We start from the raw sequence: 22,473 nt of genomic DNA on the forward strand, positions 1-22,473 counted from the left end.
GCCCTTAATCAAGTGTTAAACTTACGCAATAGTAACTGCGGCAAACGTTTTAACATGCCAAAAAACAAACGCGTGTGCATCCATGAAATGGCCACATTATCTTCCCATAACCGGAAATGTGAAACGCCATGTTCAGGATAATTAACCTTGGTTGGTAAGAAGATCGTATTTACACCATCCCAATATAAGCGCACCATAATTTCGGTATCAAACGCCATATATTCGCCAATATTGTTACTTTTGGCTAACAAGCCTAGCGTCTCAGCCAATGGGTATACCCGAAAGCCACACATGGTATCTTTAATGTCAAATGATAGCGTTTCAATCCATACCCAAACATGGGTTAAATAACGCGCATAATAGCGGTGTTTAGGCACAGACTCATTATAAATCGGTTGACCACTGATTAACTGACTTGGCTGTGCCTGTGATAACTCAACCAGTTTATTGATATCAGTAATATCATGCTGACCATCGGCATCCACTTGAACAGCATGAGTAAAGCCCATACTATCTGCATACTTTAAACCTGTTTGTATTGCCGCACCTTTCCCCTGATTCTGCTCATGGCTAATCAAAGTGACATAACTGTATTTTTCCGCTAACGTCAGCATAAATACGCTACTGTCAGCATCGCTGCCATCATTAATCATGATCACAGGTAACTTGTATTCCGCCAAAGCCCCTAACAACTGATCAATCACTACCGTGTGATTGTAATTAGGGATCACAATACAATAACTCACAGACCACCTACCGTATTCTTTTCAGCGTTATGTTCAGCGCTATATACAGCAACTGTTTCAGCAAAAATAAGTCGACCAGAAGAATGAGATTTAATATCACCGTTTGACGTTGTGGATTGATAACTAAACAGCACTTTTTCGGCTGATTTTTTCGTTAACGTCAGCACCACATCTTGACCCGGTAAGATCATCTCCTGAAACTTCAACACTTGAATATTCATCACATCAGCCGTGCCCATGCTTAAATATTGCTTCGCATACTCTACCGCCCAGTGCAGTTGAACAACACCCGCTAAGATTGGCGCTTGGTCAAAATGGCCTTTAAAGTAATCTAGGTCTGTTGGGATATGCAAGGTTAATACAACCTTATCATCCGGGTTCTTTGTATTAAGAAATTCAGTACTCAGAATGGTTGCATCCACTTTCACTAATTCAGTCAAACAATTTCTCCAATTCTTTAATCACTAATTTACCTTGAGAATTAAATGGCATTTGCGCTGGATAACGCCACTTTTTAGGTAAACAAATGCGTTCAAACTCACCGAGTAAGTGCTTTTTAAAGCCATCATTCAGTGACTTCTTACTTTGTTCGTTCAGTAATGCTTGCCCTTCTTCGGTCAATTCAATCACTGTTGCTAACACTTGTTTTTTAGCGCCATCAAGTACGATAACACGAACCTCGTTAACCAACACGTGTTGCTGTAGACAGCGTTCCATATGGTCGAGGTTAATACGTTTCTCTTCATGCTTCACAGTGCGGTCGGCACGGCCTAACATTTCAAAATGTTGTTCATCAATACGCTGAACCCGGTCTTCGGTGACGTAGTTAGCATCATGGATATAAGGTGATGTTAAGACCAACTGCGCAGTCTCAGGCATAATACGATAGCTAATATCGGGGAAAACCCGCCACGCACTTGGGGTTGAGTCTTGGCACTGTCGCCACGCTATACCACCGGTTTCAGTGCTGCCAAAGACTTCAATTGGCGCCTGCGATAGTTGGGTAAATAATTCTTGAGCGACAGTAAAAGGTAATGGCCCACCAGAACTAAATACACCTTGTAATTGCGCTTTATTTGCTATCAAGACATTATCTAAGCTCAGCCGTTTTAAATGCGCAGGGCTAGAGATCAATAATGCTGTTGGGCGGCCATTATCACCTAGCTCTTCGACCAAAAGCTGACTAATATGTTCAGGGTATTCAAAGGTATCATTAACAATTGCTAAGCCGGACTTTAACGGCAACAACAGTTTAAATAACAGCCCATAGATATGCTGATGGGACACAGTGCTTAATAATAGCTGTGAGGCATCTAGACGTACAGCAAAGGTGTTGATGAGTGCATCGACTTCACAGTTAAGCTGGCTAAACTGTTTCACAATCGGTTTATGCTGCCCGGTCGAACCTGATGTAAAGAAGGTAATTTGACAGTCTAATGGTGTAAACAGAGCAGATCTGTCTTGTAATGGCTGACTTTGAACAGCAATCACATCATGCTTAGCAATACTGTTCGTGTTAATCAAAGGCGCGTCGATTAATGCTACATTTATCGCATCTAGTCCATCGACTTTAATATCACCGAGCGTAGCCTGACATTGTGGCGCAATATGCATGAGCGTTTGCGACTGTGCATTCGGTGGCATAACAATGTGACGACCTTCCAGTGCCAGAGCGAAAAAGCCAACGCTAAACTGATAACTCGATTGATGAAACAGTAACACACAGTCTGCATCCATTTGGCGAACCACTTGTCTTGTATCATGAATATCAGCACTAAACTGCTCAAAACTATATGCTTGCTTGTTTATATGAAAGCATATATCACGCTGACGTTGCGACAGTTCTGTCATTATTTAGTCTTCCTTCTGCGTCGTTTCAATACTTGGATTAGCACTGATCACGTCGCTATTATTCGCATACTTTCGCTGCACAAATAGGCGTACAACAAATTCAACGGCGCATAAACTACCAATCAGGATGTACGCGATAAAACCGTTATAAATAGTCCACACTTTAAATGAGCTATATAAAGCCGTATACAATGAAATACTGGCATTAATAATGAAAAAACCACACCAAACCAAAGTGACTTTACGTGTGTAATTTACCGCATGTTCAGGTAAATCTGGATCTTGTAACCGCGCAAATGTTTCAATGACAGTGGGCGGTTTAAGATATGAATACGCAAATACCGCCAGCATGGCAAAGTTAACCATCAGCGGATATAGCTTAAAGCCAATATCTGAATCAGTGAATAACGAGGTAACTATCGCCAAACCGCCTAGCGCGGTTGCGGGTAATAACCAAGGCATTTTATTCAAAACACCACGTAGCATCATTAAACGAGACAATAACAGCACTAATAAACCGAGCCCAAGCCAAAAAGGACTCACGTAATTTAACCCTAAATATACTGCAAAGGGGTAAAGTAATAAGCATAACCCCAAGATCACTGTAAGTAGTTTCTTCAACATATAATTCACTGTGGACTAATGTACTGCTATTATTTCGCTAACGTTAGTTTTTCGATTTCGTTTACAACATCTTCTACTGTACGTACTAGTTTGAACACTTCTGGTTCAATTTTTTCGTTAGTAATCTCGCGTAATTTAATCACTAAGTCAATGGCATCAATACTGTCTAAATCTAAGTCAGTATATAGATGGGCACTGAGGTTGATATCGTCTGCATCGATTTCAAATTCTTCAACTAAGATGTCGGCTAATGTTTGGTAGATGTGTTCTCTAGATTGCATGGGAAATCCTTAATTAAGCCGTGGCACGAGTCTGAGTTATAAATGCACTTAGTGCATCAATAGATGAAAAATGGTGTTTAATCTCTTCCGAGTTTGCATCGATTTTGATGTCGTAATGTTTCTTTAGAATCAGGCCTAATTCAAGCGCATCAATACTGTCTAGCCCTAAGCCTTCAACAAACAATGCATCCGCATCATTAATGTCTTCAACTTCAATATCTTCTAAATCTAGTTCAGTAATAATAAGCTGCTTTAGCTCTGTTTTTAAATCAATCATGGCTTCGTAGTTCCTGTTTAAAATAACATTCAAGTTCACGACAATACTGGCGAACTTGCTTGCTCATTGGTGTAGCAGCTGCAACTGAAAGCGTTGGTACATCACGTGTCAACTGCAACATAAATTTCGCTTTTTCGCTTGGAATTTGATACCAAGATTCTGCTTTAGTTAATGTACTTGGCGTTACATTAATTAATACGGATGTTATTGGCACCTGACAACGTAAAGCAATATTGGCTGCGCCACGTTGAAACACCAATTCTTTCCCCGGTACTGTGCGTGTACCTTCTGGAAAAATGATCAGGTTGTTACCCTGTTCTAATGATGATTTACATGCATCCAGCAAGGCTTCAGGGTCAGCATTACTAATATAGCCTGCATTTTTTATCACCCCGCGAATAAAGGGATTACTAAATAAATGTGCTTTAACCACACAGTCGGCATTGGGAATAATAGAAAGCAACACGACCACATCAATCAATGACGGATGATTAGCAAGGATCAATTGCCCTTGTAGCTGAGCCAGTTCAGCTCTATTACGCAAATCAAAATCGAAGATTCGCGTAAACGCCATGGTGGCAATAAAAAAGCGAAAGCTATAATGTACGGTTTTACGTGCAGTGCGTTTTTGTGCTTGTTCACCAGTGATACACAGTTTTTGAACTGGGAACACGAACAATGTCAGTATTAGGCCGCCAACGCCAAATAAACTAAAACATATCGCAGTGGCCAATAAGCGCCAAAGGTAATTTAACTTTTTATACACGTGACGAACCAGAGACTAAATCACAAGTCCAAATATGGCGTTCTGATGTAAATTTCAGTGGAGAATCTATGCTTGTTTGATTAAACCAATCTATAAAACACAAGCCAGCAGGTAAATTCAATTCTGGCGGCTCTTGCTCATTGCCAATCTCAGGTGTTGCGAGTGCAGAAAAACTGACATCGATAGCGGCCAATGCGGTTGCAGTAGGGATTAAAGTAATCACCATAGATATCGCGTGAGCTATTTGCAGCTCATCTTTAAATTGTGAATACAACTCAGGTAATTCACGATCGACATGCACCATAAGTAGCTTATTAGCACGACCGGACTTTAGTCGCGCGTAAGCATCAACAAAAGCATAAAAGAAACTATCCTTACCCGCAGAGATTGCATTAATCGCTTGTTTATTTTGTTTCAAAATACTGTATAAACCCGGCACAGCGTTGTGCACAGAGGTACTAAATGCCGTCGGTGATATATCTTGGTCTGCTGTTAATTCAGTCAGTAACTCAGCCGTTTTATGTAAATCACCATGACGGCTCGAAAATACAATATCAACTTGATTGGAGACTTCTGACGATACAGACTGTTCTGATAGCGCATTTTCAGCAGTATAGAGTGCAATCTTAGCAAAAGGGCTTAAACGACGACGCTGCATTGCTGGCACAAAATCCAATTTTGGCCAAGCTAATGACTTTTCATTTATTTCATCAATATTTTTCGTTTTCCCAGCATCAGCAGCTGACCAAGAACTGATGCTTTCTATATATAACTTCAATGGTTTCTCCTAAAGCTAAAATAGCGACAATATTTATGCCGCCATAGTAATTAATCGTCAATAATAAATCAACAGCCAAAAATGTGAATAACTATATATCAACAAGTTATAATCGAGCATTCATTCTACGCCGTAAGGGAATAACTGCTATCAAGTTGAAATATATACAATAACATCACTGGCTTTTATTTACTTTCACTGACTTTCATTTACTTTCGCTGACGTTCACTGACAAAGTCGATTTTAGTTTTATTCGATGATTTCTTCTTACAAGCAAGCAGTGTATGCCCAAGGCCTAAATGGTATCCTGATCAACATACATACCCGCCTCTGGGATCAAGCGCAACCTGAAATGCAACGGGTGCGAATGCTATGTTCTGATTAAGAAACGAATAATGATAAATGACGATTGGAACTTGGTGCCGAAGAAGAATTAATGAAGGAGAGTAATTGATATTTCACAGTGCTAAAAACCAAAAAAGCCTGCTTATATAAGCAGGCTTTTTAATATGGGGCGACTGAAGGGATTTGAACCCTCGACAACCGGAATCACAATCCGGGGCTCTACCAACTGAGCTACAACCGCCATTAACTTTCGACTTAACCCCGCTAAATAATTAGCCAGACCGTCTGTTGTTTCGATGGAGAGATTATGCAGTAGTTAGATTAAACATGCAAGCCTGCTTGTTTCGCATGAACACTTTGCACGCCCTTCGATTTAAATTTAAGCAAACCAATGGGATTTGTAGTAAATAAGTACACCAACCAAATGTTCAACGCCATCATGCTGTCTTAAAAATAGTTATTTTTGCCTTGTTGTGGCTAATTAACTTAAATATGCTCAATTAGATATATACGTCTAATTTCCTGTGGCATAACGAACATCATAAATAATGACCTTACCGTGAAAGCGAAACTGATATTGAGGTAACAAAGATCATGAGTGAACACATTATAAATATTTCGAATAACTTCTGGAACATTCGAGGCGACTTTAAAATTGGCGGTATACTAAACATTGGCACTCATGCCTCGATAGTTCGCTGTGCGAATGGGAAGTTTGTGCTATTAGATGCCTATACGCTACGCGGGAAGCTAAAGAATCAAGTCGATGCGCTAACAAACAATGGGGCAGATCTAGAAGCCATCATTAACTTACACCCTTTCCACACCATACATGTGAAAAAGGTGCATGAACTCTATCCTAATGCCAAGCTGTATGGCACACAGCGCCATCATGAAAAATTGTCCGAACTACCTTGGCAATCACAACTCACAGAATCAAGCGAGTTTGCAGCCTTGTTTGCTGATGACTTTGAGTTTTCAGTACCGGCTGGCGTAGATTTTATTTCAAGTAATGAAAACCTACACTTTTCATCTGTTCTTGCGTATCACAAAGCGTCTAAAACCATTCACGCAGACGATACTTTAATGTACTTAAAGTTTCCGAGTATCATTGGTGTGCTTAAAAAGCCAGAAGTCTCATTTCACATGACATTACCACAGACTCTCGAAAAAAGAGCTGGTGCAGCAACAGACTTCCATAATTGGGGGACGCTATTGATTAAGCAATGGGGTGATGCTGAAAACTTATGCGCTGCGCATTCTTCCTCTTTATTAGGAAATGAACATTCATCGCCTTCTGTCGCCGATAAAATAGCATCCGCGTTAAAAAAGGTAGAAAATACATTACAAGCGCACAAGAAGAAATTCGGGTGACCTCCTACTCTTCTTCAATTAATAACTGAGTTGCACTAATTTTATTCTCTTGTAAAAAGGCAAGCAACTTAACCATGTGCTGAATTTGAGCGGTTTTATCTGAGGCTATCACAATTTCAGCATCCGGTTTATCCGTAACCTGCATCACGAGCGCGGTAGTGAAGGACTCCCAATCACTAAACTGTTCACCTTGCAGTGCCCAATAAGGAGCTTGTGCTAAGATATTAATCGTCACCGATTTATGATCAACTTCACTTGTTACGGCATTGTTTGAAGTCGGTAGGTCTACTTCTAATGTTTGTAACTTAATACTCGCCGTCAGCAGCAAAAAAACCATGACAATAAAGATGATATCCAATAACGGGGTTAAATCCGGTAATACGCTCTCTGTCTCATTATCTTGGCTAATTCTGATCATGCTGCACTGCCTCGATTGTTGCTAATCGGTGAATGACTCTGTTCTTTAGTGCTAGAGTTTACCGCTTCAATATCCTGACGGACCGGGTTAGCTTTACCTTCGAGTTGTAATCCTTCTAACCACAGATTACAAAAATTAAGCGCATGTTCTAATTTATTGATCACTTTATCAGCCCAAAGCCCTAATAATTGCGATGCCGCAATGGCCGGTAAAGCCACCAATAGTCCTGCTGCCGTGGTATGCATTGCAATGCCTAAACCATCAGCAAGATCGTTAGGCGTTACCGCCCCCGAACTTGCTGCGACAGCTTTAAACATATCGATTAAGCCTATGACTGTACCTAATAAACCTAATAATGGGCTTAATACACCAATCAAAGCCAATAGTTTTAATCCAGCACGTAATTGTTGACGTTTTTGTTGTAACCACATTCCAGCCGCATCTTCACGTAACAATTTGGTAAAATGACGATGTTGGATCAACATCGCAACACCACGACTCATTAAAACCTGTTCTTTACCTAAATTCTGAGCTAACTGTGTTAATTCAGCATCATTACTTGGTTGGTGTTGGCTCAAAAGCTTACCAATACGATGTGGCCCAACCCGAGTAAAGATAAATAACTGAACTAAGCGCTCAAGTACAATCGTTAGCGTGATCGCGGAACATAATAATAAGGGTAACGTCATTAACCCTAACTGGGTTTGTAGGTCCAGAAACGTTTGTGCCATTAACTCTAGGTGGCTTTGTAAATCGGGGAAATTCGGCATGATTAATCCAGTTTAAATTTTATCGGAACATAAACACGATGGGCAACAGCTTGACCATTCATTTTATAAGGTAAGAATTTCCACTGAGCGATAGCTTTGGAAGCAGCTTTGTCTAACATTTGAGTACCTGAAGAATCTTTTAATTTTATCTTAATTTGCTTACCATTCTCATCTAACCAAACTTCATATACCACTGTTCCTTCAATCCCTTTACGCTTTGCTAGTCTAGGGTAACTTGGTGGTTGTGGCGTTTCAGAAAAACGAGATTCACTCACTAACTGTGGTACATCAGTCACACCGGCTTTTGCGTCGGCACTGGATTGTTGTCTTATTTTAGGCTCAGGTTCGATTATTTTTTTGGGTTCAACTATTTCAGGCTTAACCGGCTTCGGTTCTTTTTTATCTGAAATTACAGGTTCAGGAGCCTTTGATACAATAGGCTTTTGTTCTTTGGGAATAGCTGTCTTTTTCTTTTTTACGTCGGATTCGACCGGATCTGGTTTCGCTTTTTTGACAGGCTTAACTTTAGGCTTAGGCTCAACGTTAGGTCTTTCCTTTTCCGCTTGCTTTACCCTCTCTGGTGGCTGCGTTTTAGTTTTTGTAGCAACAACAGGGACTACTGGCGATTTCATAAAGTTCACTGATACGCTATTAGATTTACTACCCACTGGCATAGCAAACGTTGTGTTTTCAGGTGCTGACCACAACATTGCACTGTGCAATGTTAGCGATAACGCGCCTGCGACTAAATAACGGTTTAAATTCAAACTAATCGTCCTTAAATAACAACCAGGAATGACAATGAGAGTTATTATCATTCACATCATAGGTAATAGCAATTATCATTTGCATTTAATATTCAGGACGATTTCACTTTGTTGTTTTTATAGACACGTATTTATATATGCATAAATACGTGTCTATAATTAACGCTTATCAACGGATATTAAAATTTCCAATCAACAGCTATACCCCAGTTACGGCCCGCTTCTGCTTTACGGTCAACACCTTTATCACCAGGTTTTACGCTACTTACGTCATCGTATAACCAATATTGCTTATCAAAGGCATTAAATAGACCCGCAGTCAGTGTCACATCACTGATAGGACGATAATATGCAGTAACATCAACAACCGTGTAGCCAGCAACAGATGCTATTGCGTCATCAGCCCAGTTGGATTTACTTGCAACCATGTTAATGTTTAACAATGAACCAAATTTACCGTTCGCGGCATCATAACCTAAGCCTAAATCACTTGTTAACGGTGCAATAGTGTCTAATGCTTTATCCGTATCTTTATTATAACCTTCTAAATAAGCAATACTAAACTTACTGTACATGCCTGCAGGCGCATTAATCGCTTCATCTAGTAATAATGTAGAACTAAATTCAACACCATAGATTTCAGCACTTGCTATATTGCCTTTAGTCGAATGATCCTTATTACCAACTTTACCTAACTTAACCTCGGCAATTAGATCTGTGTAATCGTTATAAAATGCCACAAGTTCAGTACGAACTGCATTGGTTTGAGTACGAATACCCATCTCGTATGACACGCTTGATTCAGGTTTCAGATCTGGATTAGCATCAATAACAGCACCTGTATCGTAGAAGTAATATAAGTCATAAACAGTCGGCGCTTTAAAACCTTGGCTGATTTGTGTAAAACCACTGAAGTTGTCAGTGAAGTGGTAAACAGAGCCTAACTTCGCCGTAAATGCATCACTCGAACTATCTGGATATTCAGTATCTAAGCCATCATTCGTTTCTGGAGATGCTTTAAATGAATCATAACGTAAACCCGCAGTGACGATCAGACGTTCATCTAAGTAAAAGCCCTGATCTTGGGCAAATACCCCCCATTGAGTGAGGGTCGCATCTGGCATATCAGTGTGGCCAGGGCGAACCGAATTCTTATCATATTTGTAATCAACATTTTTAGTCGCGAAATCGTTCTGTAAGAAACTTGTACCATAAGTAATCTGATGGTAACTATTTTCCAATTCAATTAATTTATCAAACTGAGCATCAAATTGAATTGATTCGTCATTCGCATCACGTTCACGCATACGACGGCCATTCTTGTTAGTCGTATCATAGTTTTTAGACAGTGAATTAGTTTTTTGGAAGTTTAATTTCCAATCCAGGGTATCAAAAACTGCATTATTAGCGGCCCACTCATGTTCAATTCCAACACGTAAACGTGTAGTCAAATCTTCATTATAATTATCTACATAAACATATTGATCACCCAGGGTTGGGTGACCAGGGAACATATTATAGCCTTCTTCAGAAAGCTCATCTTCATCATATGTATTGGTATAATATTCAGTTGTCAGACCAATACGATGCTGATCATTTAATTGATAAAATGCTTTTGCCAGTAAATTACCCACTTGCTGGTCTGCAGGATTAGCGGCTCCGCGGTCACGTCCATTTATATCCGCGCCATTACTGTGTGTCTCGTATTCGTTAGCGTCTTTATACGTTAGCATCACTAGCGTTTCTAACTTATCTTTACGCATTGCCCAAGTGCCAGTCGTTTTAAAGCTGTTATCAACACTTTTATAGCCGCTTTTAATCCCAAATGCGTTTTCATTACCATCTGTTTTTAGTACATCATCTGGGTTTTTAGTACGCATAACGACTGCGCCGCCCAATGCATCAGAACCATATAAAGTAGATGAAGGACCTTTGTTTATTTCGATACTTTGCAGCGTATCCACTTCTATTGAACTCGGATATTTACGCTGTTCGTTTGAACCTGGGTTATAAGGTACAGGCTGCGCGACACCATCAACCATTATCTTTACTCGGCTATCATCCATACCACGAATATTAATACCAGACATGCCAAAACGACCAGAACCATTTACCGCAACACCTGGTGTTGCTTTTAAGGCTTCTTTAATATCTGCAGCCATGGTTTTATCAATGCTGCCCGCTGACACACTACTAATGGTACTTGAAACATCATTAATACTTTGCTCAGTACGCGTTGCAGAGACAACAACCTCATCAAGGGATGTCACAGCAGCTGCGTAACTATTTGTTGAGATGGCGAGTAAAATAGCGCTAGTTAGTATATTCATTTGAGCTGACATGTTTTTTCCTTCAAGTGTCACAACTAATTTGTGAGCATACTAACAAAGCTAAATAAGAATTACTATCATTCTCATTAATGTTTACGATTACTTTGCACTAAATGATCATATTTAGGGTTTAGGATAAAGTATTTTATTGTAATTAATGTTACGCGTAAGTTTTGTGCAGTTTTTTAAGCACTATTAGTCATTTATGTTGCTCAGGAATCAACATTAAACTATAAATAATGAATAAAAATGAAAATATGCTATATTCAGGCGCTATTTTTTAATTAACCTATCCATAATAGATAGCTACACTACAAATTTCGCCGTTTAGAACGGTAAAAGTTTGTTTATGTACTTAGGTATGGCACCTAGGTATTTAATATATTTTTTTATATATTTAATAAGTGTTTAACGCTCAGAGTAAACAATCCGGTCATCAATCATGAGGCTGTGAATATCAATGGTTAGGATTCATCCCACCACACTATTTACTCGGTATTAAATTTCAACTTCAATCATAAAATCAGCGCTATGATCTGTTTACTTACATTCATTTCAAATTAAGTAAAACATATCAGACTGATAAATAACCAAGAGGTAATATGAATACTATTTATTCAATTGGTGAACTCGAATCTTTTTTAATTGCATTTTTAGTGCTGTTTTTAGGGCATACCATTAATAAAAAAGTCCCAGCACTGCAACGCTTCAATATCCCCGAACCGATTGTCGGTGGATTGCTCGTGGCAATAATCATTACCATTTTACATTTTCAAAATATCACGCTTGAATTCTCACTACCGCTACAAAGTACATTGATGCTCATGTTCTTTAGTACTGTCGGTTTAGCCGCCAGTTATACTCAGCTACTGAAAGGCGGATCGAAAGTGTTCCTTTTCTTAGCCGTAGCATCACTCTATATTATTATTCAAAATGGTATTGGTGTGAGCTTAGCAACGATGCTTGGTCTTGATCCCATCCTAGGTTTAATTGCGGGCTCAATCACCTTGTCAGGTGGCCATGGCACTGGGGCAGCTTGGTCTCAAACATTTTATGATTTGTACGGGATGAATACCCTTGAATTAGCAATGGCAGCCGCGACTTTTGGTTTAGTGATTGGTGGTATTATCGGTGGTCCTGTTGCACAGCGACTCATAACTAAACATAATTTAGAGTCCGAGTATGGTATAGGTACTAATCACCACGAACAGTTTCCTGAACTCGTCACTTACAATGAATTAGAAGAAGATCGTATTACAGGTAAAAGTGTCATTGAAACGCTATTTATTCTGTTAACTTGTGTTGTCGGTGCAGGCTATGTCGAACAAGCCGTATCACTGCTTAATATCTCTTGGTTAAGAATTCCTGACTTTGTTTATGCATTATTTTTAGGCGTGATAATCACCAACACAACAGAAGTAACCAAAACTTATAAGGTAAACAGTGAAGCCATTGATATCCTTGGTACCGTTGCCCTATCGCTGTTCTTAGCAATGGCTTTGATGAATCTTAAATTGTGGAATATTTTTGATTTAGCATTACCACTGCTTATTATCTTAGCTGTGCAAGCAGTTGTACTGGCTATATTCTCGTATTTTGTCACCTTTAAAATAATGGGTTCAAACTACGATGCAGCGATTATTGCTGGCGGACATTGTGGTTTTGGTCTTGGTGCAACCCCTACAGCTGTAATGAACATGGGATCGCTCGTTTCACGCTACGGCCCTTCGCCACAAGCATTTATGGTCGTGCCTATTGTTGGCGCATTCTTCATTGATATTGTTAACTTGATTATCCTACAAGGTTATATCAGCTTTATTGGATAAACTTCCGATGTATCAGGTCTGTGAATCTCAGGCCTGATAATCCTAAAAATATTCATATAGCCAAGTTACTTCAGTTTTGGCTTAACTCGATTCGCACGCCGAACACATATCATAATATAAAGTACCGTCAGAATCACAGGTACAGTCCATAATAAACTCATCATTCCCCCTATTCTATAAACAGATAATGATTATTTAATGTAATTAAGGCTAATGCATAGTTGGGTGAAGATCTGCAAGCCATTCGGGTGATATTTGTAAAGCATCAAAGCAAGATTCACAGATAGGGTGACGACGACTAAAATCCAATAACGGCATCAAAGTAACTTTGACCCCTTGTTTCGCTAATGCCTTAAAAGAGTCTGATACAAACTCGCCACGTAATAATGACATCATCCACTGATGCGGCATGGCTAAATAGCGTAGTGCGGTATAATGTTGGCCTTGTTCTTCATATACTGCAGCTAAATTATGCTGAACAGATATCCAAGCCATTAGCAGCTCTTCATTTTCAGGGTCATTTTCCCACTGTTGCTTTATCTGTTCGACTGCATGTTGGTAACAAAACTCAGCATCTTGCCAAGATTTTGAATCAAAACAACTGTCCCCATTTTCCATCAACACTTTCCAAGTTTGCATAATACCACCTTAATAATAATGATTATCATTTATATTTGATAATCGTTATCATGTAAAGCTAAATTAGTGCAAAACCGAAATATAATTCGATCATTAATCAATTCGCATTAATTGATGATAACTGTGCCCAACTCTGACGTTTCCGATAAATCGTTGATGCACTTATATCAAGCAAGGCTGCGGCTTTTGGCACATTACCATTACAATGTGCTATCGCATTTTCAATAATCTGTTTTTCACTTTGCCACAATGGGATTATATCGTCCTCTACCTCTGTAATCAGTCTTACATTCTCAGGCTTAAAATTATCACTGTCATGAGAAATCAGAGTCGGTAAATTCTTGCGTGAAGGTAATAAATTTAGACAGTCATCAAACGCTAATAAATGTGGATTTCTTTTCTCTTCATCTACTATATTTTCTTGAAGCATTTCAATTGGTAACATTGCACTTGTTACTAGACCCGAATTATTTAAAACAACTATCTGTCTAATCACATTTTGCAACATGCGCACATTGCCCGGCCAAGAATAATTCGTAATTATTTCGATTGCTTTACTATCAAAACCTTTAAATTTTTTGCCCTCTTCAATACTGTAGTCATTCAGTAATTGCTGAGCAATTATAAGACAATCATTATTACGCATACGTAAAGGGGGTAACTCAATGGGGATCACATGTAAACGATAAAAAAGGTCTTCACGGAATCTGCCTGCCGACACCTCATTCCAAGGTTGTCTATTGGTTGCGCTAATAAAACGCACATCAACATGCTCTTCTTGTGACCCACCAACACGTTGAAATACGCCGGTTTGAATAAAGCGTAATAACTTACTCTGTAAATCAAGGTCCATTTCGCATATTTCATCAAGAAAAAGCGTCCCACCGTGGGCGCGAGTTGCTGCGCCATCACGATTAGATGTTGCACCTGTAAACGCACCTTTCATATGACCAAAAATTTCGCTTTCAATCAATTCTTTAGGTATCGCAGCACAATTAAGTGCAACAAAAGGTTTCGTTTTTCGTATACCACAATCATGAACAGCTTGCGCACAAACTTCTTTACCTGTCCCACTTTCGCCGACGATAAAGACAGACGCTTTGCTGCTCGCGACACAATCAATCGTTTTATATACCGCCTGCATTGCGAGTGATTCCCCAATGAAACCTTGAAAATTATTTTTAGGTAAACTATTTTCGTAATTGGCAACCAAATTAATTAAATTCCGCTGCTTAATCGCATTACGTACTGTAATTGAAAGACGCTTCGCATCAAAAGGTTTAACCAAAAAATCAAATGCGCCAGCGCGCATTGCATCGACCGCAATATCAATCGAGCCATAAGCCGTAATCATAATAATGCTGATATCAGGGTGTCGTTGCTGCACAGTTATCAAAATATCCATACCTGACATATCAGGTAATTGGATATCTAAAATCAGTAAATCAGGTTGCCATCGAGTAAGCTCGGCAAGTGCATCTCGCCCTGATTGAACATGAGTAACCTTGGCTCCTTCAGTACGCAAGTAAGTACTGTAAATAGCACCTACAGAAGCACTGTCTTCAACTAATAACGCAGTAAACTCCATACAAGGACTCCTTGTCATGCCAACGCTATGGCACATACCTTAATATTCTAACTTTAGTCACGAATTCAAAATTAGTGATATATATCTTCGCTATGCCGTCAATTCTAAATCACGCCATAAATCCCGATGAAAATATACTAATAATAATGTATTTATCGCGAGAAGAATAAATTCAATCACACGATAACCATCAACTTTGCTAATGTGCACAAGCAATAAAATAATAAAAACTAGCCACGAAATAAATAAGTGTGATTTAGAATAAGATAAGTAAACCAATCGCTGACTTATCACATAAAACAGCACACCGCGAATGAATACAGTGAATACCATTGTCAGCAATAAACCAGTAACCCCAAATTCACCAATAGTCCAGTAACCAATGAGCACCAAATGTAATGCACACACGCCATCAATAATCGATGTCCATTGCGCATTTCTCTTTAAAAAACAGCCGATATTCAACAATTCAGAATGAAAACGTAACGCCATAATCAAACACATCCAAGGGATCAAACTAACGCTATTTCGGTAACTGTCTGGGAGCATTACATCCATCAAAATCGGCGCCATGAATAACATACTTCCGGCTAACAACATGCCAATTTGTACACCTAACATTGCATATTTAGCGCCTTGTTTTGGGTCTATATCATGAACCTGAAAACGCCGCGCATACCACCACATACGAAAGGGTTCAAACGCGACTGATATCATCAGTCCAAACTGTCCTGCGGCAAAAAATATAGCTAACTGTTGCTTACCTAGATGAATAACCACCAGCCAATTCTCAGCCCCATTAAGGCCGTACACAAAAATACCCGAGCAAACAATAAATGCAATATAACGATAATGCTGAATTGAAAAAGAAGCACGCTGACCTTGTAAGTGGCGACGGAAATAGATCAACACCCCAACTGCGACTGCCGAACTACTAATCGCACTCGATAACATCATCCCCGTGACACCATAACCAGATAAAAGTAACACTATCGACAGCGTGGTTTGTAGCCCGCCTTGCACAATCGAAAAGAACATAAAGGGCAGAGCGCGATGTGTCATTCTAAAATAGCAGTACGGCACAGTGAGTAATGAAGATAAAGATAGGCTAATGAGTAATAGTTGCAGATCAAATAAACGTAAGCTAACAGGTAGCCACGTCATGATCACACCACTTAAAGGTAAAGCAAGACCAAGAAATATAACCGCACACAAGAGTGATAATCGAAAGCATTGGCGCATTACCGCCGCATTATCTTCTTGCACTTGGCTACTCGCAAAACGAAATAATACATCACCAAGCCCTAGCGTCAGGAACAAACTTATCATCGACGCAATACTGACTAAAAAATTAAGCTCTCCGTATTCAACTTGCGTTAATATCCGGGTGACAATGGGCATCATAATGAAACCCAATCCTTTAAGTAGAAAGATACCAAAACCATAAATAAACATCTCTCTCAGACTATTCATTTAATTCTGGTTCCTTCAATTAAATGAGATAAACGACGAGCTTGTACTTGCGCGTTAAAGCATTGTTCAACGCGCTGCCTTGCTAATACTCTCATCTGTTCCCTGACATTATTTTGGCATTGCATAAAGCTTTCAATCGCGAGTTTTAGCGCGATAGTGTCCTTCGGCGCAACAATATAACCGGTATCTTTGGTCACGATTTCACTACAGCCCATCACATCGCTCGTGATCACAGGTAACCCCATCGCCATAGCCTCCTTTAAGACCATAGGTTCCGTATTGCGGTCCCCGTCTTCCGAAGTACAAAACGGCGCAACAAAGCCATCATAATTAGCGCCTTCCCGTCCTATCCAATGTGGAGAACGGTAACCAAGTAAGCGTACAAATGCCTTCAACTTTAGTTTTTTAACCAAGTCATATAATTGTTTTTGTGATGGCCCTTGACCTACAATATCTAAATGAGGACGTTGGTTTTCAGCAATTAAAGCAAGCGCCTGTAGAGCGTATACAACGCCTTTTTTTTCGACTAACCGACCGACAAAAAGGAGCTCGAGTTTTTTATGGACAGGTGCAGGGTGAGCAATAAATTGAGAGAGATCAACTCCACTGTGCAAAAGATGGGTATGCTTAGCCCCTAGCCTCTCAAATGTATCAACCATACTTTGGCATACCGCAATATTAAAATCACAAGCAGATAACTTGAACTGAATATCATCATTATTCACATATACATCATGACCATGACCAACACTCGACGTAGCAATATCAAGCCAGCGGGCTGCAACCAAGGTATAAGCCAAACTACAATGCATAAAATGGCAATGAAAATGATCACAGCAAGACTTACTGGCAAGATAAGCCAGTTTTGCCCCATACAGCAATAATGACTTGGTTGAAATTGCATGCTGATTTTGAGCACACATCAATGCCTTGACCATTGCGAATGGCCTTTTGGCTACAAATTTTGAGACATCCCTATTTGACGCACTGTTTACATCAATCACACTGACGTTTTGAGGTAATGTAATGGCTAACTCTCGCTTAATAAAACAAAATACCGTAACCCTGTGCCCCGCCTTTGCTAAGGCCTGTATCTCAGTAACAACAAACGTTTCTGAGGCAATAGGAAATTCTGGAACAACAATCGCGATATGTTTCATTGCGATACCTTAAGCAAAAAAGTTAACCTAAGTATAGAAATAATAATGATATTGGCATTGTGGAAGTGAATTTTAGACTGGTCTACCGTATAATATTCTGTTTTATAGTATTAGTGAGTGTTTCTGACCATGTATATTGATCCACAATGGCGCATATTAACAGTTGGTGATGGTGATCTGTCATTCTCCAATGCTTTATTTAGACACCATGCTCCGCAACACTTAACAGCAACGATTTATGATTCTCTCAACACCTTACAATCTAAGTACGGTGATGATTTTCATCAACAACTATTAAACTGCCATTGCCAAGTTTTAACTGAGTTCGATATAACCAACCCAGAGACTTGGTCTACAGTGGCTAAACATAGCTTTGACTTGGTTATTTTTCAATTTCCATTAGTACCAGGGTTCACGTCTAAATCAGAATTCAATGAAAAATGCGCGGGTATTGGGATCAATACGCTTAATCGTCGGCTTTTACGTCAGTTTTTGATTAATGCAAGCGAACAATTGTTAGATCCCACTGGCCCACAGTTGTGTTATATCACCAGTAAAGACGTAAAACCCTATTCTGAATGGAATATTCAACACTCGCTGATACTCAATACCGATATTAATTACTTGGGTGAAATGAATTTCGACATTGTAAACTTCCCTGGATACCGTGTACGTAATGTCGATCGTGATAAACATGTTAAAGATACCAAAGGTATTACTTACGTATGGAGTCAACGAGCAGGGAACCAGCTTACACAAGCGCTCAGTGCCCAACTCACGCAACCGCCAATATTAGGTGACGATTGCTGTCATTACTGTCAAGCAGGTCCATTTACATCAGACCAGCACAAACAAGCCCATGAAAACTCACGTAAGCACTTACGGATGAAAGACTTTGAACAGCAATGGCTTGCTGACTTACAAACAGCTTAGCTCTCCCGCTACATTACTGTGTAAATATTTTGATGCAGTTACTTTCGCCTGGTAGCTGCTATAAATAAACACCAAAACAAACGTAATACTCAATAGCATGATTATCGTCGGTGCAGGTGCACTGTCGAGGTAAAAGCTTAAATACACCCCTAAAAATGACGTCAGTAACGAAATCAGCAAGGCAACAAACAGCATACTTTGAAATTTATTCGTCAGTAAAAATGCAATTGCACCGGGGGCAATTAGCATTGCTATAACCAAGATCATACCCACCGCTTTTAGCGCACAAACTATAGTTAATGATAATAGCGATAACAAACCATAATGTAATACAGTTGTCGATAAACCAATGGCTTTAGCATGTTGATGATCAAATACAAATACTAATAGATCCTTACCTTTAATCAACATAAACGCCACAACGAGAAAGGCAATAACCCCCACCTCTAAAATATCGTGCCATGTAACCCCAAGGACGTCACCAAACAGAATATGATCTAAATGCACACCCGATTCTATTTTGGTCATCAATACCAAGCCCAGACCAAACATACTCGAAAACACGACGCCCATGACGGTATCTTCTTTCAACCGACTATTGTCTTTAATAAACCCGGTCGCTAATGCGCAAAACATTCCCGCAACAAACGCACCAACAATATAAGGAATAGCGAGCACATAAGCGACAACCACGCCTGGCAATACCGAATGGGATATTGCATCGCCCATTAAGGACCAACCTTTTAGCACTAAGAAGCACGACAACAAAGCAGTCGGAATCGCAACTAACAACACAATAACGAATGCTTGCTGCATAAAAGTAAATGAAAAAGGCTCTAATACTGCGTTTAATATTGTCTCAGATAATGTATCAAGTAATGTAACCATCATAGCGTCCTTATCGTTTGTCTGGCTTTATATCTAGCGGCTAGGTAGCCATGCTTGGGAGCAAATACAAACGCCAGAATAAATACTATCGCTTGAAGGACCACAATAATCCCCCCCGTTGCACCATCAATGAAATAACTTAAGTAAGCGCCAACAAATGAACTGACGGATCCGATGACAACACTTAATATAATCACACGTGAAAACCGGTCACTTAATAAATAAGCTGTCGCACCGGGTGTCACTACCATCGCAATAACTAAAAATGCACCAACGGTTTGCAGTGCAGCTACGGTGCATGCACTGAGTAAGGTAAAAAAGAGGATCTTTAACGCATTTGGATTTAAACCAATGCTACGAGCATGGTTTTCATCAAAGAAAACCACCATTAGATCTCTCCATTTTAATATTAATACAAACAGTGAAATGCCCGCGATTAAGAGTAACTGCACTGTATCAGCGGGGGTAATCGCCAGAATATTACCCAACACTATTGTTTGGATATTCACCGATGTCGGGGCCAGCGATACCATAAACAGACCCAAGCCAAAAAATGAGGTAAAAATTAAACCTATGATTGCGTCTTCTTTTAACTTTGTGCGTTGGTTTAAAAACAACATAGTGGTTGCCGCTAAACCACCCGAGAAAAAAGCCCCTAAAGCAAACGGTAAACCCAGCATATATGCGGCTGCCACACCGGGAACAATCGCATGTGATAACGCGTCACCAATTAATGACCAGCCTTTCAACATAAGATATGCAGACAGAAAAGCACAAACGCCGCCCACCAGCGAGCTAATAAAAATAGCATTGACCATATAGTCATAACTAAATGGCACATACAATATCTCTAGCATCGCTCCCTCACAACAGACGTTTGTTCACCTTCGCCATAAAGTACAACCGGACGCTCATGGTCAGAAAGTACCGTCACCTGCCTCGCATCATCATCCTCATGAAGTTCATCACTCGCTAGAATGAAATGACGTAATACACCACCAAACGTTTTTTGTAGGTTCTCTTGGGTAAATATGTTACGCGTTAAACCTGCACCTAATATGGTACGATTAATGAGCACGGTTCTGTCGCAAAATTCTGGCACTGTTCCAAGATTATGTGTGGACACTAAAATAACTTTTCCTTCCTCACGTAACTCACGTAATAACGCCATAATTTGTTCTTCCGTTTTTACATCAACCCCCGTAAAAGGTTCATCAAGTAAAATAACTTGGCTTTCTTGGGCTAATGCACGTGCTAAAAACACCCGTTTTTTTTGACCACCAGATAACTCACCAATTTGACGGTGTTTAAATTCCCCCATGTTGACACGATCAAGCGCCATATTAACCTTATCGTGATCATTTTGCTTCGCGATACGCAGCATATTCATATGTCCATAACGACCCATCATCACGACGTCTTTGACTAAAATAGGAAAGTTCCAGTCAATTTCCTCACTCTGTGGTACGTAAGCAACATAATTATTTTTTAACGCCTTTTTAACCGGTAAGCCCAAAATATTTACAGAGCCCTTAGCCAAAGTAACAAACCCCATTATCGCCTTAAATAAGGTAGACTTACCGCTGCCATTTATTCCTACTAACGCTGTAATAGAACCCTTAGGTAAACTAAAGCTGGCATTGAATAATGCGGTATGACCGTTGCGATAAGTCACGCTGATATCATTAACTTCTAATCCCATCATTATTGATTTAGTCCTTCTGCTATTGTACTTAGCGTGACTTTAAGCAAGTCAATATAGGTTGGTACAGGTCCATCAATCGCGCTTAATGAATCCACATATAACACACCAGCATAGTGACTGCCGGTTTCACGCGCGACTTGCTGTGCAGGCCGAGCCGACACCGTACTTTCACTAAATATTGCGATAATATTGTTGGCTTTGATCTCATCGATGACTTTGCGTACTTGCTGTGGAGTGCCCTGTGCATCGGCGTTAATGGGCCAAAGATAAAGCTCTTTCAAATCATAATCACGCGTTAAATAGCTAAATGCCCCTTCGCTACTAACTAACCAACGTTTGTCTTTCGGTACTGCTGCAATTTTCTGTTTAAATGGCTTAACTGCATCGAGAATCTGTGCGCTGTAACGCTTGGCATTTTGGTTATAAATAGCAGCATTCACACTGTCATATTTAACCAGTGCTTGACGGATATTTTCAACATAAACCAATGCATTAGGCGCAGACATCCAAGCGTGAGGGTTAGGTTTTCCAGAATAAGGTCCTTTCGCTATGCCCATCGGTACTATGCCCTCTGTGACCACAACGCTAGGTACATCACGTAAATTATGGAAAAACTTATCAAACCATAGCTCTAGATTAAGGCCGTTATAGATAATTAAATCAGCGCCTTGCGCACGACGAATATCACCCGGTGTCGTTTGGTAATTATGGATCTCTGCATCCGGCTTGGTGATGGATGTGACAATAGCAGCGTCACCAGCAACATTTCTGGCCATATCGGCAATCACAGTGAACGTAGTGACAACTTTAAATTTATGTTCCTCTTTTGAAGAAGAACTAGCCCACACTGACATGGATAAAAAAAGTGAGAAGAAGAAGAGTAGTGATGATGTAGTAAAACCAAACTGACGAAGCATGTTAATTCCTTGTTATT

The 22,473-nt window shown here is 39.8% G+C and carries 23 protein-coding genes and 1 tRNA gene; 3 read left to right on the plus strand and 21 right to left on the minus strand.

Translation table 11 applies throughout. From position 1 onward, the window contains the following. Nucleotides 1-8: 8 nt before the first annotated feature. From HWV02_RS15190 to HWV02_RS15230, 9 genes are all read right to left on the minus strand, one after another. Nucleotides 9-746, minus strand: coding sequence for a glycosyltransferase family 2 protein (locus tag HWV02_RS15190; RefSeq protein ID WP_211688525.1), 738 nt, complete (start codon nucleotides 744-746; stop codon nucleotides 9-11). After that, nucleotides 743-1,186 (minus strand): hypothetical protein, encoded by a 444-nt coding sequence (locus HWV02_RS15195; RefSeq protein WP_211676614.1) that lies wholly within the window; start codon nucleotides 1,184-1,186, stop codon nucleotides 743-745. The genes HWV02_RS15190 and HWV02_RS15195 overlap by 4 nt, the downstream gene beginning before the upstream one ends. Further along, a complete protein-coding gene (locus tag HWV02_RS15200; RefSeq protein WP_211688527.1) occupies nucleotides 1,179-2,597 on the minus strand; it encodes an AMP-binding protein in 1,419 nt (472 codons plus the stop codon). The genes HWV02_RS15195 and HWV02_RS15200 overlap by 8 nt, the downstream gene beginning before the upstream one ends. A 3-nt stretch (nucleotides 2,598-2,600) precedes the next feature. Then, a complete protein-coding gene (locus HWV02_RS15205; protein WP_211688529.1) occupies nucleotides 2,601-3,221 on the minus strand; it encodes a hypothetical protein in 621 nt (206 codons plus the stop codon). 29 nt (nucleotides 3,222-3,250) lie between these two features. Then, nucleotides 3,251-3,502 (minus strand): acyl carrier protein, encoded by a 252-nt coding sequence (locus HWV02_RS15210; protein ID WP_211676617.1) that lies wholly within the window; start codon nucleotides 3,500-3,502, stop codon nucleotides 3,251-3,253. A gap of 13 nt (nucleotides 3,503-3,515) precedes the next feature. Further along, nucleotides 3,516-3,779 (minus strand): phosphopantetheine-binding protein, encoded by a 264-nt coding sequence (locus tag HWV02_RS15215; protein WP_211676618.1) that lies wholly within the window; start codon nucleotides 3,777-3,779, stop codon nucleotides 3,516-3,518. Next, the gene (locus HWV02_RS15220; protein WP_255546845.1) at nucleotides 3,772-4,545 is read right to left on the minus strand and encodes a 1-acyl-sn-glycerol-3-phosphate acyltransferase; all 774 of its coding nucleotides are present in this window, start codon (nucleotides 4,543-4,545) and stop codon (nucleotides 3,772-3,774) included. Before HWV02_RS15220 ends, HWV02_RS15215 begins: the two co-directional genes overlap by 8 nt. Further along, on the minus strand, nucleotides 4,538-5,323 hold the full coding sequence (locus tag HWV02_RS15225) for a beta-ketoacyl synthase chain length factor (protein WP_211688531.1): 786 nt from the start codon (nucleotides 5,321-5,323) through the stop codon (nucleotides 4,538-4,540). Before HWV02_RS15225 ends, HWV02_RS15220 begins: the two co-directional genes overlap by 8 nt. 510 nt (nucleotides 5,324-5,833) lie before the next feature. Then, nucleotides 5,834-5,909 (minus strand) — tRNA-His (locus HWV02_RS15230). 353 nt (nucleotides 5,910-6,262) lie between these two features. Here HWV02_RS15230 and HWV02_RS15235 point away from each other — a divergent pair. Continuing rightward, nucleotides 6,263-7,042 carry a hypothetical protein gene (locus HWV02_RS15235; protein ID WP_211676620.1) on the plus strand — a complete coding sequence of 260 codons (780 nt, stop codon included), beginning with the start codon at nucleotides 6,263-6,265 and terminating at the stop codon, nucleotides 7,040-7,042. A 4-nt stretch (nucleotides 7,043-7,046) separates the two neighbouring features. On the opposite strand, the gene HWV02_RS15240 is transcribed toward HWV02_RS15235, so the two are convergent. The 4 genes from HWV02_RS15240 to HWV02_RS15255 all read right to left on the minus strand — a co-directional run bounded on the left by HWV02_RS15240 (nucleotide 7,047) and on the right by HWV02_RS15255 (nucleotide 11,339). Next, complete coding sequence (locus HWV02_RS15240; protein WP_211688533.1) at nucleotides 7,047-7,460, minus strand: biopolymer transporter ExbD; 414 nt, start codon at nucleotides 7,458-7,460, stop codon at nucleotides 7,047-7,049. Further along, entirely contained in the window at nucleotides 7,457-8,230 is a 774-nt protein-coding gene (locus tag HWV02_RS15245; protein ID WP_255550375.1) for a MotA/TolQ/ExbB proton channel family protein, read from the minus strand. The genes HWV02_RS15240 and HWV02_RS15245 overlap by 4 nt, the downstream gene beginning before the upstream one ends. A gap of 2 nt (nucleotides 8,231-8,232) precedes the next feature. Beyond that, nucleotides 8,233-8,997: an energy transducer TonB gene (locus tag HWV02_RS15250; protein ID WP_211688535.1), complete on the minus strand. Its 765-nt coding sequence runs from the start codon at nucleotides 8,995-8,997 to the stop codon at nucleotides 8,233-8,235. A 179-nt stretch (nucleotides 8,998-9,176) separates the two neighbouring features. Continuing rightward, nucleotides 9,177-11,339: a TonB-dependent hemoglobin/transferrin/lactoferrin family receptor gene (locus HWV02_RS15255; RefSeq protein WP_211688537.1), complete on the minus strand. Its 2,163-nt coding sequence runs from the start codon at nucleotides 11,337-11,339 to the stop codon at nucleotides 9,177-9,179. Nucleotides 11,340-11,929: 590 nt separating this feature from the next. Between HWV02_RS15255 and gltS the strand changes: the two genes are divergently transcribed. Continuing rightward, on the plus strand, nucleotides 11,930-13,153 hold the full coding sequence (gene gltS / locus HWV02_RS15260) for a sodium/glutamate symporter (RefSeq protein ID WP_211676622.1): 1,224 nt from the start codon (nucleotides 11,930-11,932) through the stop codon (nucleotides 13,151-13,153). Nucleotides 13,154-13,363: 210 nt separating this feature from the next. On the opposite strand, the gene HWV02_RS15265 is transcribed toward gltS, so the two are convergent. The 4 genes from HWV02_RS15265 to HWV02_RS15280 all read right to left on the minus strand — a co-directional run bounded on the left by HWV02_RS15265 (nucleotide 13,364) and on the right by HWV02_RS15280 (nucleotide 18,013). Then, complete coding sequence (locus tag HWV02_RS15265) at nucleotides 13,364-13,792, minus strand: tetratricopeptide repeat protein (RefSeq protein ID WP_211676623.1); 429 nt, start codon at nucleotides 13,790-13,792, stop codon at nucleotides 13,364-13,366. A gap of 97 nt (nucleotides 13,793-13,889) precedes the next feature. Continuing rightward, nucleotides 13,890-15,380 carry a sigma-54 dependent transcriptional regulator gene (locus HWV02_RS15270; RefSeq protein ID WP_211688539.1) on the minus strand — a complete coding sequence of 497 codons (1,491 nt, stop codon included), beginning with the start codon at nucleotides 15,378-15,380 and terminating at the stop codon, nucleotides 13,890-13,892. A 90-nt stretch (nucleotides 15,381-15,470) separates the two neighbouring features. Continuing rightward, entirely contained in the window at nucleotides 15,471-16,853 is a 1,383-nt protein-coding gene (locus HWV02_RS15275; RefSeq protein WP_211688541.1) for a lipopolysaccharide biosynthesis protein, read from the minus strand. Further along, a complete protein-coding gene (locus HWV02_RS15280) occupies nucleotides 16,850-18,013 on the minus strand; it encodes a glycosyltransferase (RefSeq protein ID WP_211676626.1) in 1,164 nt (387 codons plus the stop codon). The genes HWV02_RS15275 and HWV02_RS15280 overlap by 4 nt, the downstream gene beginning before the upstream one ends. A gap of 129 nt (nucleotides 18,014-18,142) precedes the next feature. Here HWV02_RS15280 and HWV02_RS15285 point away from each other — a divergent pair, with 129 nt between their 5' ends. Beyond that, nucleotides 18,143-18,946 (plus strand): class I SAM-dependent methyltransferase, encoded by an 804-nt coding sequence (locus tag HWV02_RS15285; RefSeq protein ID WP_211688543.1) that lies wholly within the window; start codon nucleotides 18,143-18,145, stop codon nucleotides 18,944-18,946. On the opposite strand, the gene HWV02_RS15290 is transcribed toward HWV02_RS15285, so the two are convergent. From HWV02_RS15290 to HWV02_RS15305, 4 genes are read right to left on the minus strand one after another with little or no spacing between them, the layout of a single operon-like run. Further along, the gene (locus HWV02_RS15290; protein WP_211676628.1) at nucleotides 18,932-19,837 is read right to left on the minus strand and encodes a metal ABC transporter permease; all 906 of its coding nucleotides are present in this window, start codon (nucleotides 19,835-19,837) and stop codon (nucleotides 18,932-18,934) included. The two genes, HWV02_RS15285 and HWV02_RS15290, sit on opposite strands and share 15 nt — an antisense overlap. Further along, complete coding sequence (locus HWV02_RS15295) at nucleotides 19,834-20,691, minus strand: metal ABC transporter permease (protein ID WP_211676629.1); 858 nt, start codon at nucleotides 20,689-20,691, stop codon at nucleotides 19,834-19,836. Before HWV02_RS15295 ends, HWV02_RS15290 begins: the two co-directional genes overlap by 4 nt. Further along, the gene (locus tag HWV02_RS15300) at nucleotides 20,685-21,539 is read right to left on the minus strand and encodes a manganese/iron ABC transporter ATP-binding protein (protein ID WP_211676630.1); all 855 of its coding nucleotides are present in this window, start codon (nucleotides 21,537-21,539) and stop codon (nucleotides 20,685-20,687) included. Before HWV02_RS15300 ends, HWV02_RS15295 begins: the two co-directional genes overlap by 7 nt. Beyond that, nucleotides 21,539-22,456 (minus strand): metal ABC transporter substrate-binding protein, encoded by a 918-nt coding sequence (locus HWV02_RS15305; protein WP_211688545.1) that lies wholly within the window; start codon nucleotides 22,454-22,456, stop codon nucleotides 21,539-21,541. Before HWV02_RS15305 ends, HWV02_RS15300 begins: the two co-directional genes overlap by 1 nt. Nucleotides 22,457-22,473 lie beyond the last annotated feature (17 nt).

Source organism: Moritella sp. 28, from assembly GCF_018219435.1.
In the GTDB taxonomy this organism is placed as follows: Bacteria; Pseudomonadota; Gammaproteobacteria; order Enterobacterales; family Moritellaceae; genus Moritella.

Coding starts and splice junctions, on each gene's coding strand:
- HWV02_RS15200 (WP_211688527.1), bottom strand. CDS start 2,597: ATGACAGAACTGTCGCAACGTCAGCGTGATATATGCTTTCATATAAAC.
- HWV02_RS15205 (WP_211688529.1), bottom strand. CDS start 3,221: ATGTTGAAGAAACTACTTACAGTGATCTTGGGGTTATGCTTATTACTT.
- HWV02_RS15210 (WP_211676617.1), bottom strand. CDS start 3,502: ATGCAATCTAGAGAACACATCTACCAAACATTAGCCGACATCTTAGTT.
- HWV02_RS15215 (WP_211676618.1), bottom strand. CDS start 3,779: ATGATTGATTTAAAAACAGAGCTAAAGCAGCTTATTATTACTGAACTA.
- HWV02_RS15235 (WP_211676620.1), top strand. CDS start 6,263: ATGAGTGAACACATTATAAATATTTCGAATAACTTCTGGAACATTCGA.
- HWV02_RS15240 (WP_211688533.1), bottom strand. CDS start 7,460: ATGATCAGAATTAGCCAAGATAATGAGACAGAGAGCGTATTACCGGAT.
- HWV02_RS15245 (WP_255550375.1), bottom strand. CDS start 8,230: ATGCCGAATTTCCCCGATTTACAAAGCCACCTAGAGTTAATGGCACAA.
- HWV02_RS15255 (WP_211688537.1), bottom strand. CDS start 11,339: ATGTCAGCTCAAATGAATATACTAACTAGCGCTATTTTACTCGCCATC.
- gltS (WP_211676622.1), top strand. CDS start 11,930: ATGAATACTATTTATTCAATTGGTGAACTCGAATCTTTTTTAATTGCA.
- HWV02_RS15265 (WP_211676623.1), bottom strand. CDS start 13,792: ATGCAAACTTGGAAAGTGTTGATGGAAAATGGGGACAGTTGTTTTGAT.
- HWV02_RS15270 (WP_211688539.1), bottom strand. CDS start 15,380: ATGGAGTTTACTGCGTTATTAGTTGAAGACAGTGCTTCTGTAGGTGCT.
- HWV02_RS15275 (WP_211688541.1), bottom strand. CDS start 16,853: ATGAATAGTCTGAGAGAGATGTTTATTTATGGTTTTGGTATCTTTCTA.
- HWV02_RS15280 (WP_211676626.1), bottom strand. CDS start 18,013: ATGAAACATATCGCGATTGTTGTTCCAGAATTTCCTATTGCCTCAGAA.
- HWV02_RS15285 (WP_211688543.1), top strand. CDS start 18,143: ATGTATATTGATCCACAATGGCGCATATTAACAGTTGGTGATGGTGAT.
- HWV02_RS15290 (WP_211676628.1), bottom strand. CDS start 19,837: ATGATGGTTACATTACTTGATACATTATCTGAGACAATATTAAACGCA.
- HWV02_RS15295 (WP_211676629.1), bottom strand. CDS start 20,691: ATGCTAGAGATATTGTATGTGCCATTTAGTTATGACTATATGGTCAAT.
- HWV02_RS15300 (WP_211676630.1), bottom strand. CDS start 21,539: ATGATGGGATTAGAAGTTAATGATATCAGCGTGACTTATCGCAACGGT.
- HWV02_RS15305 (WP_211688545.1), bottom strand. CDS start 22,456: ATGCTTCGTCAGTTTGGTTTTACTACATCATCACTACTCTTCTTCTTC.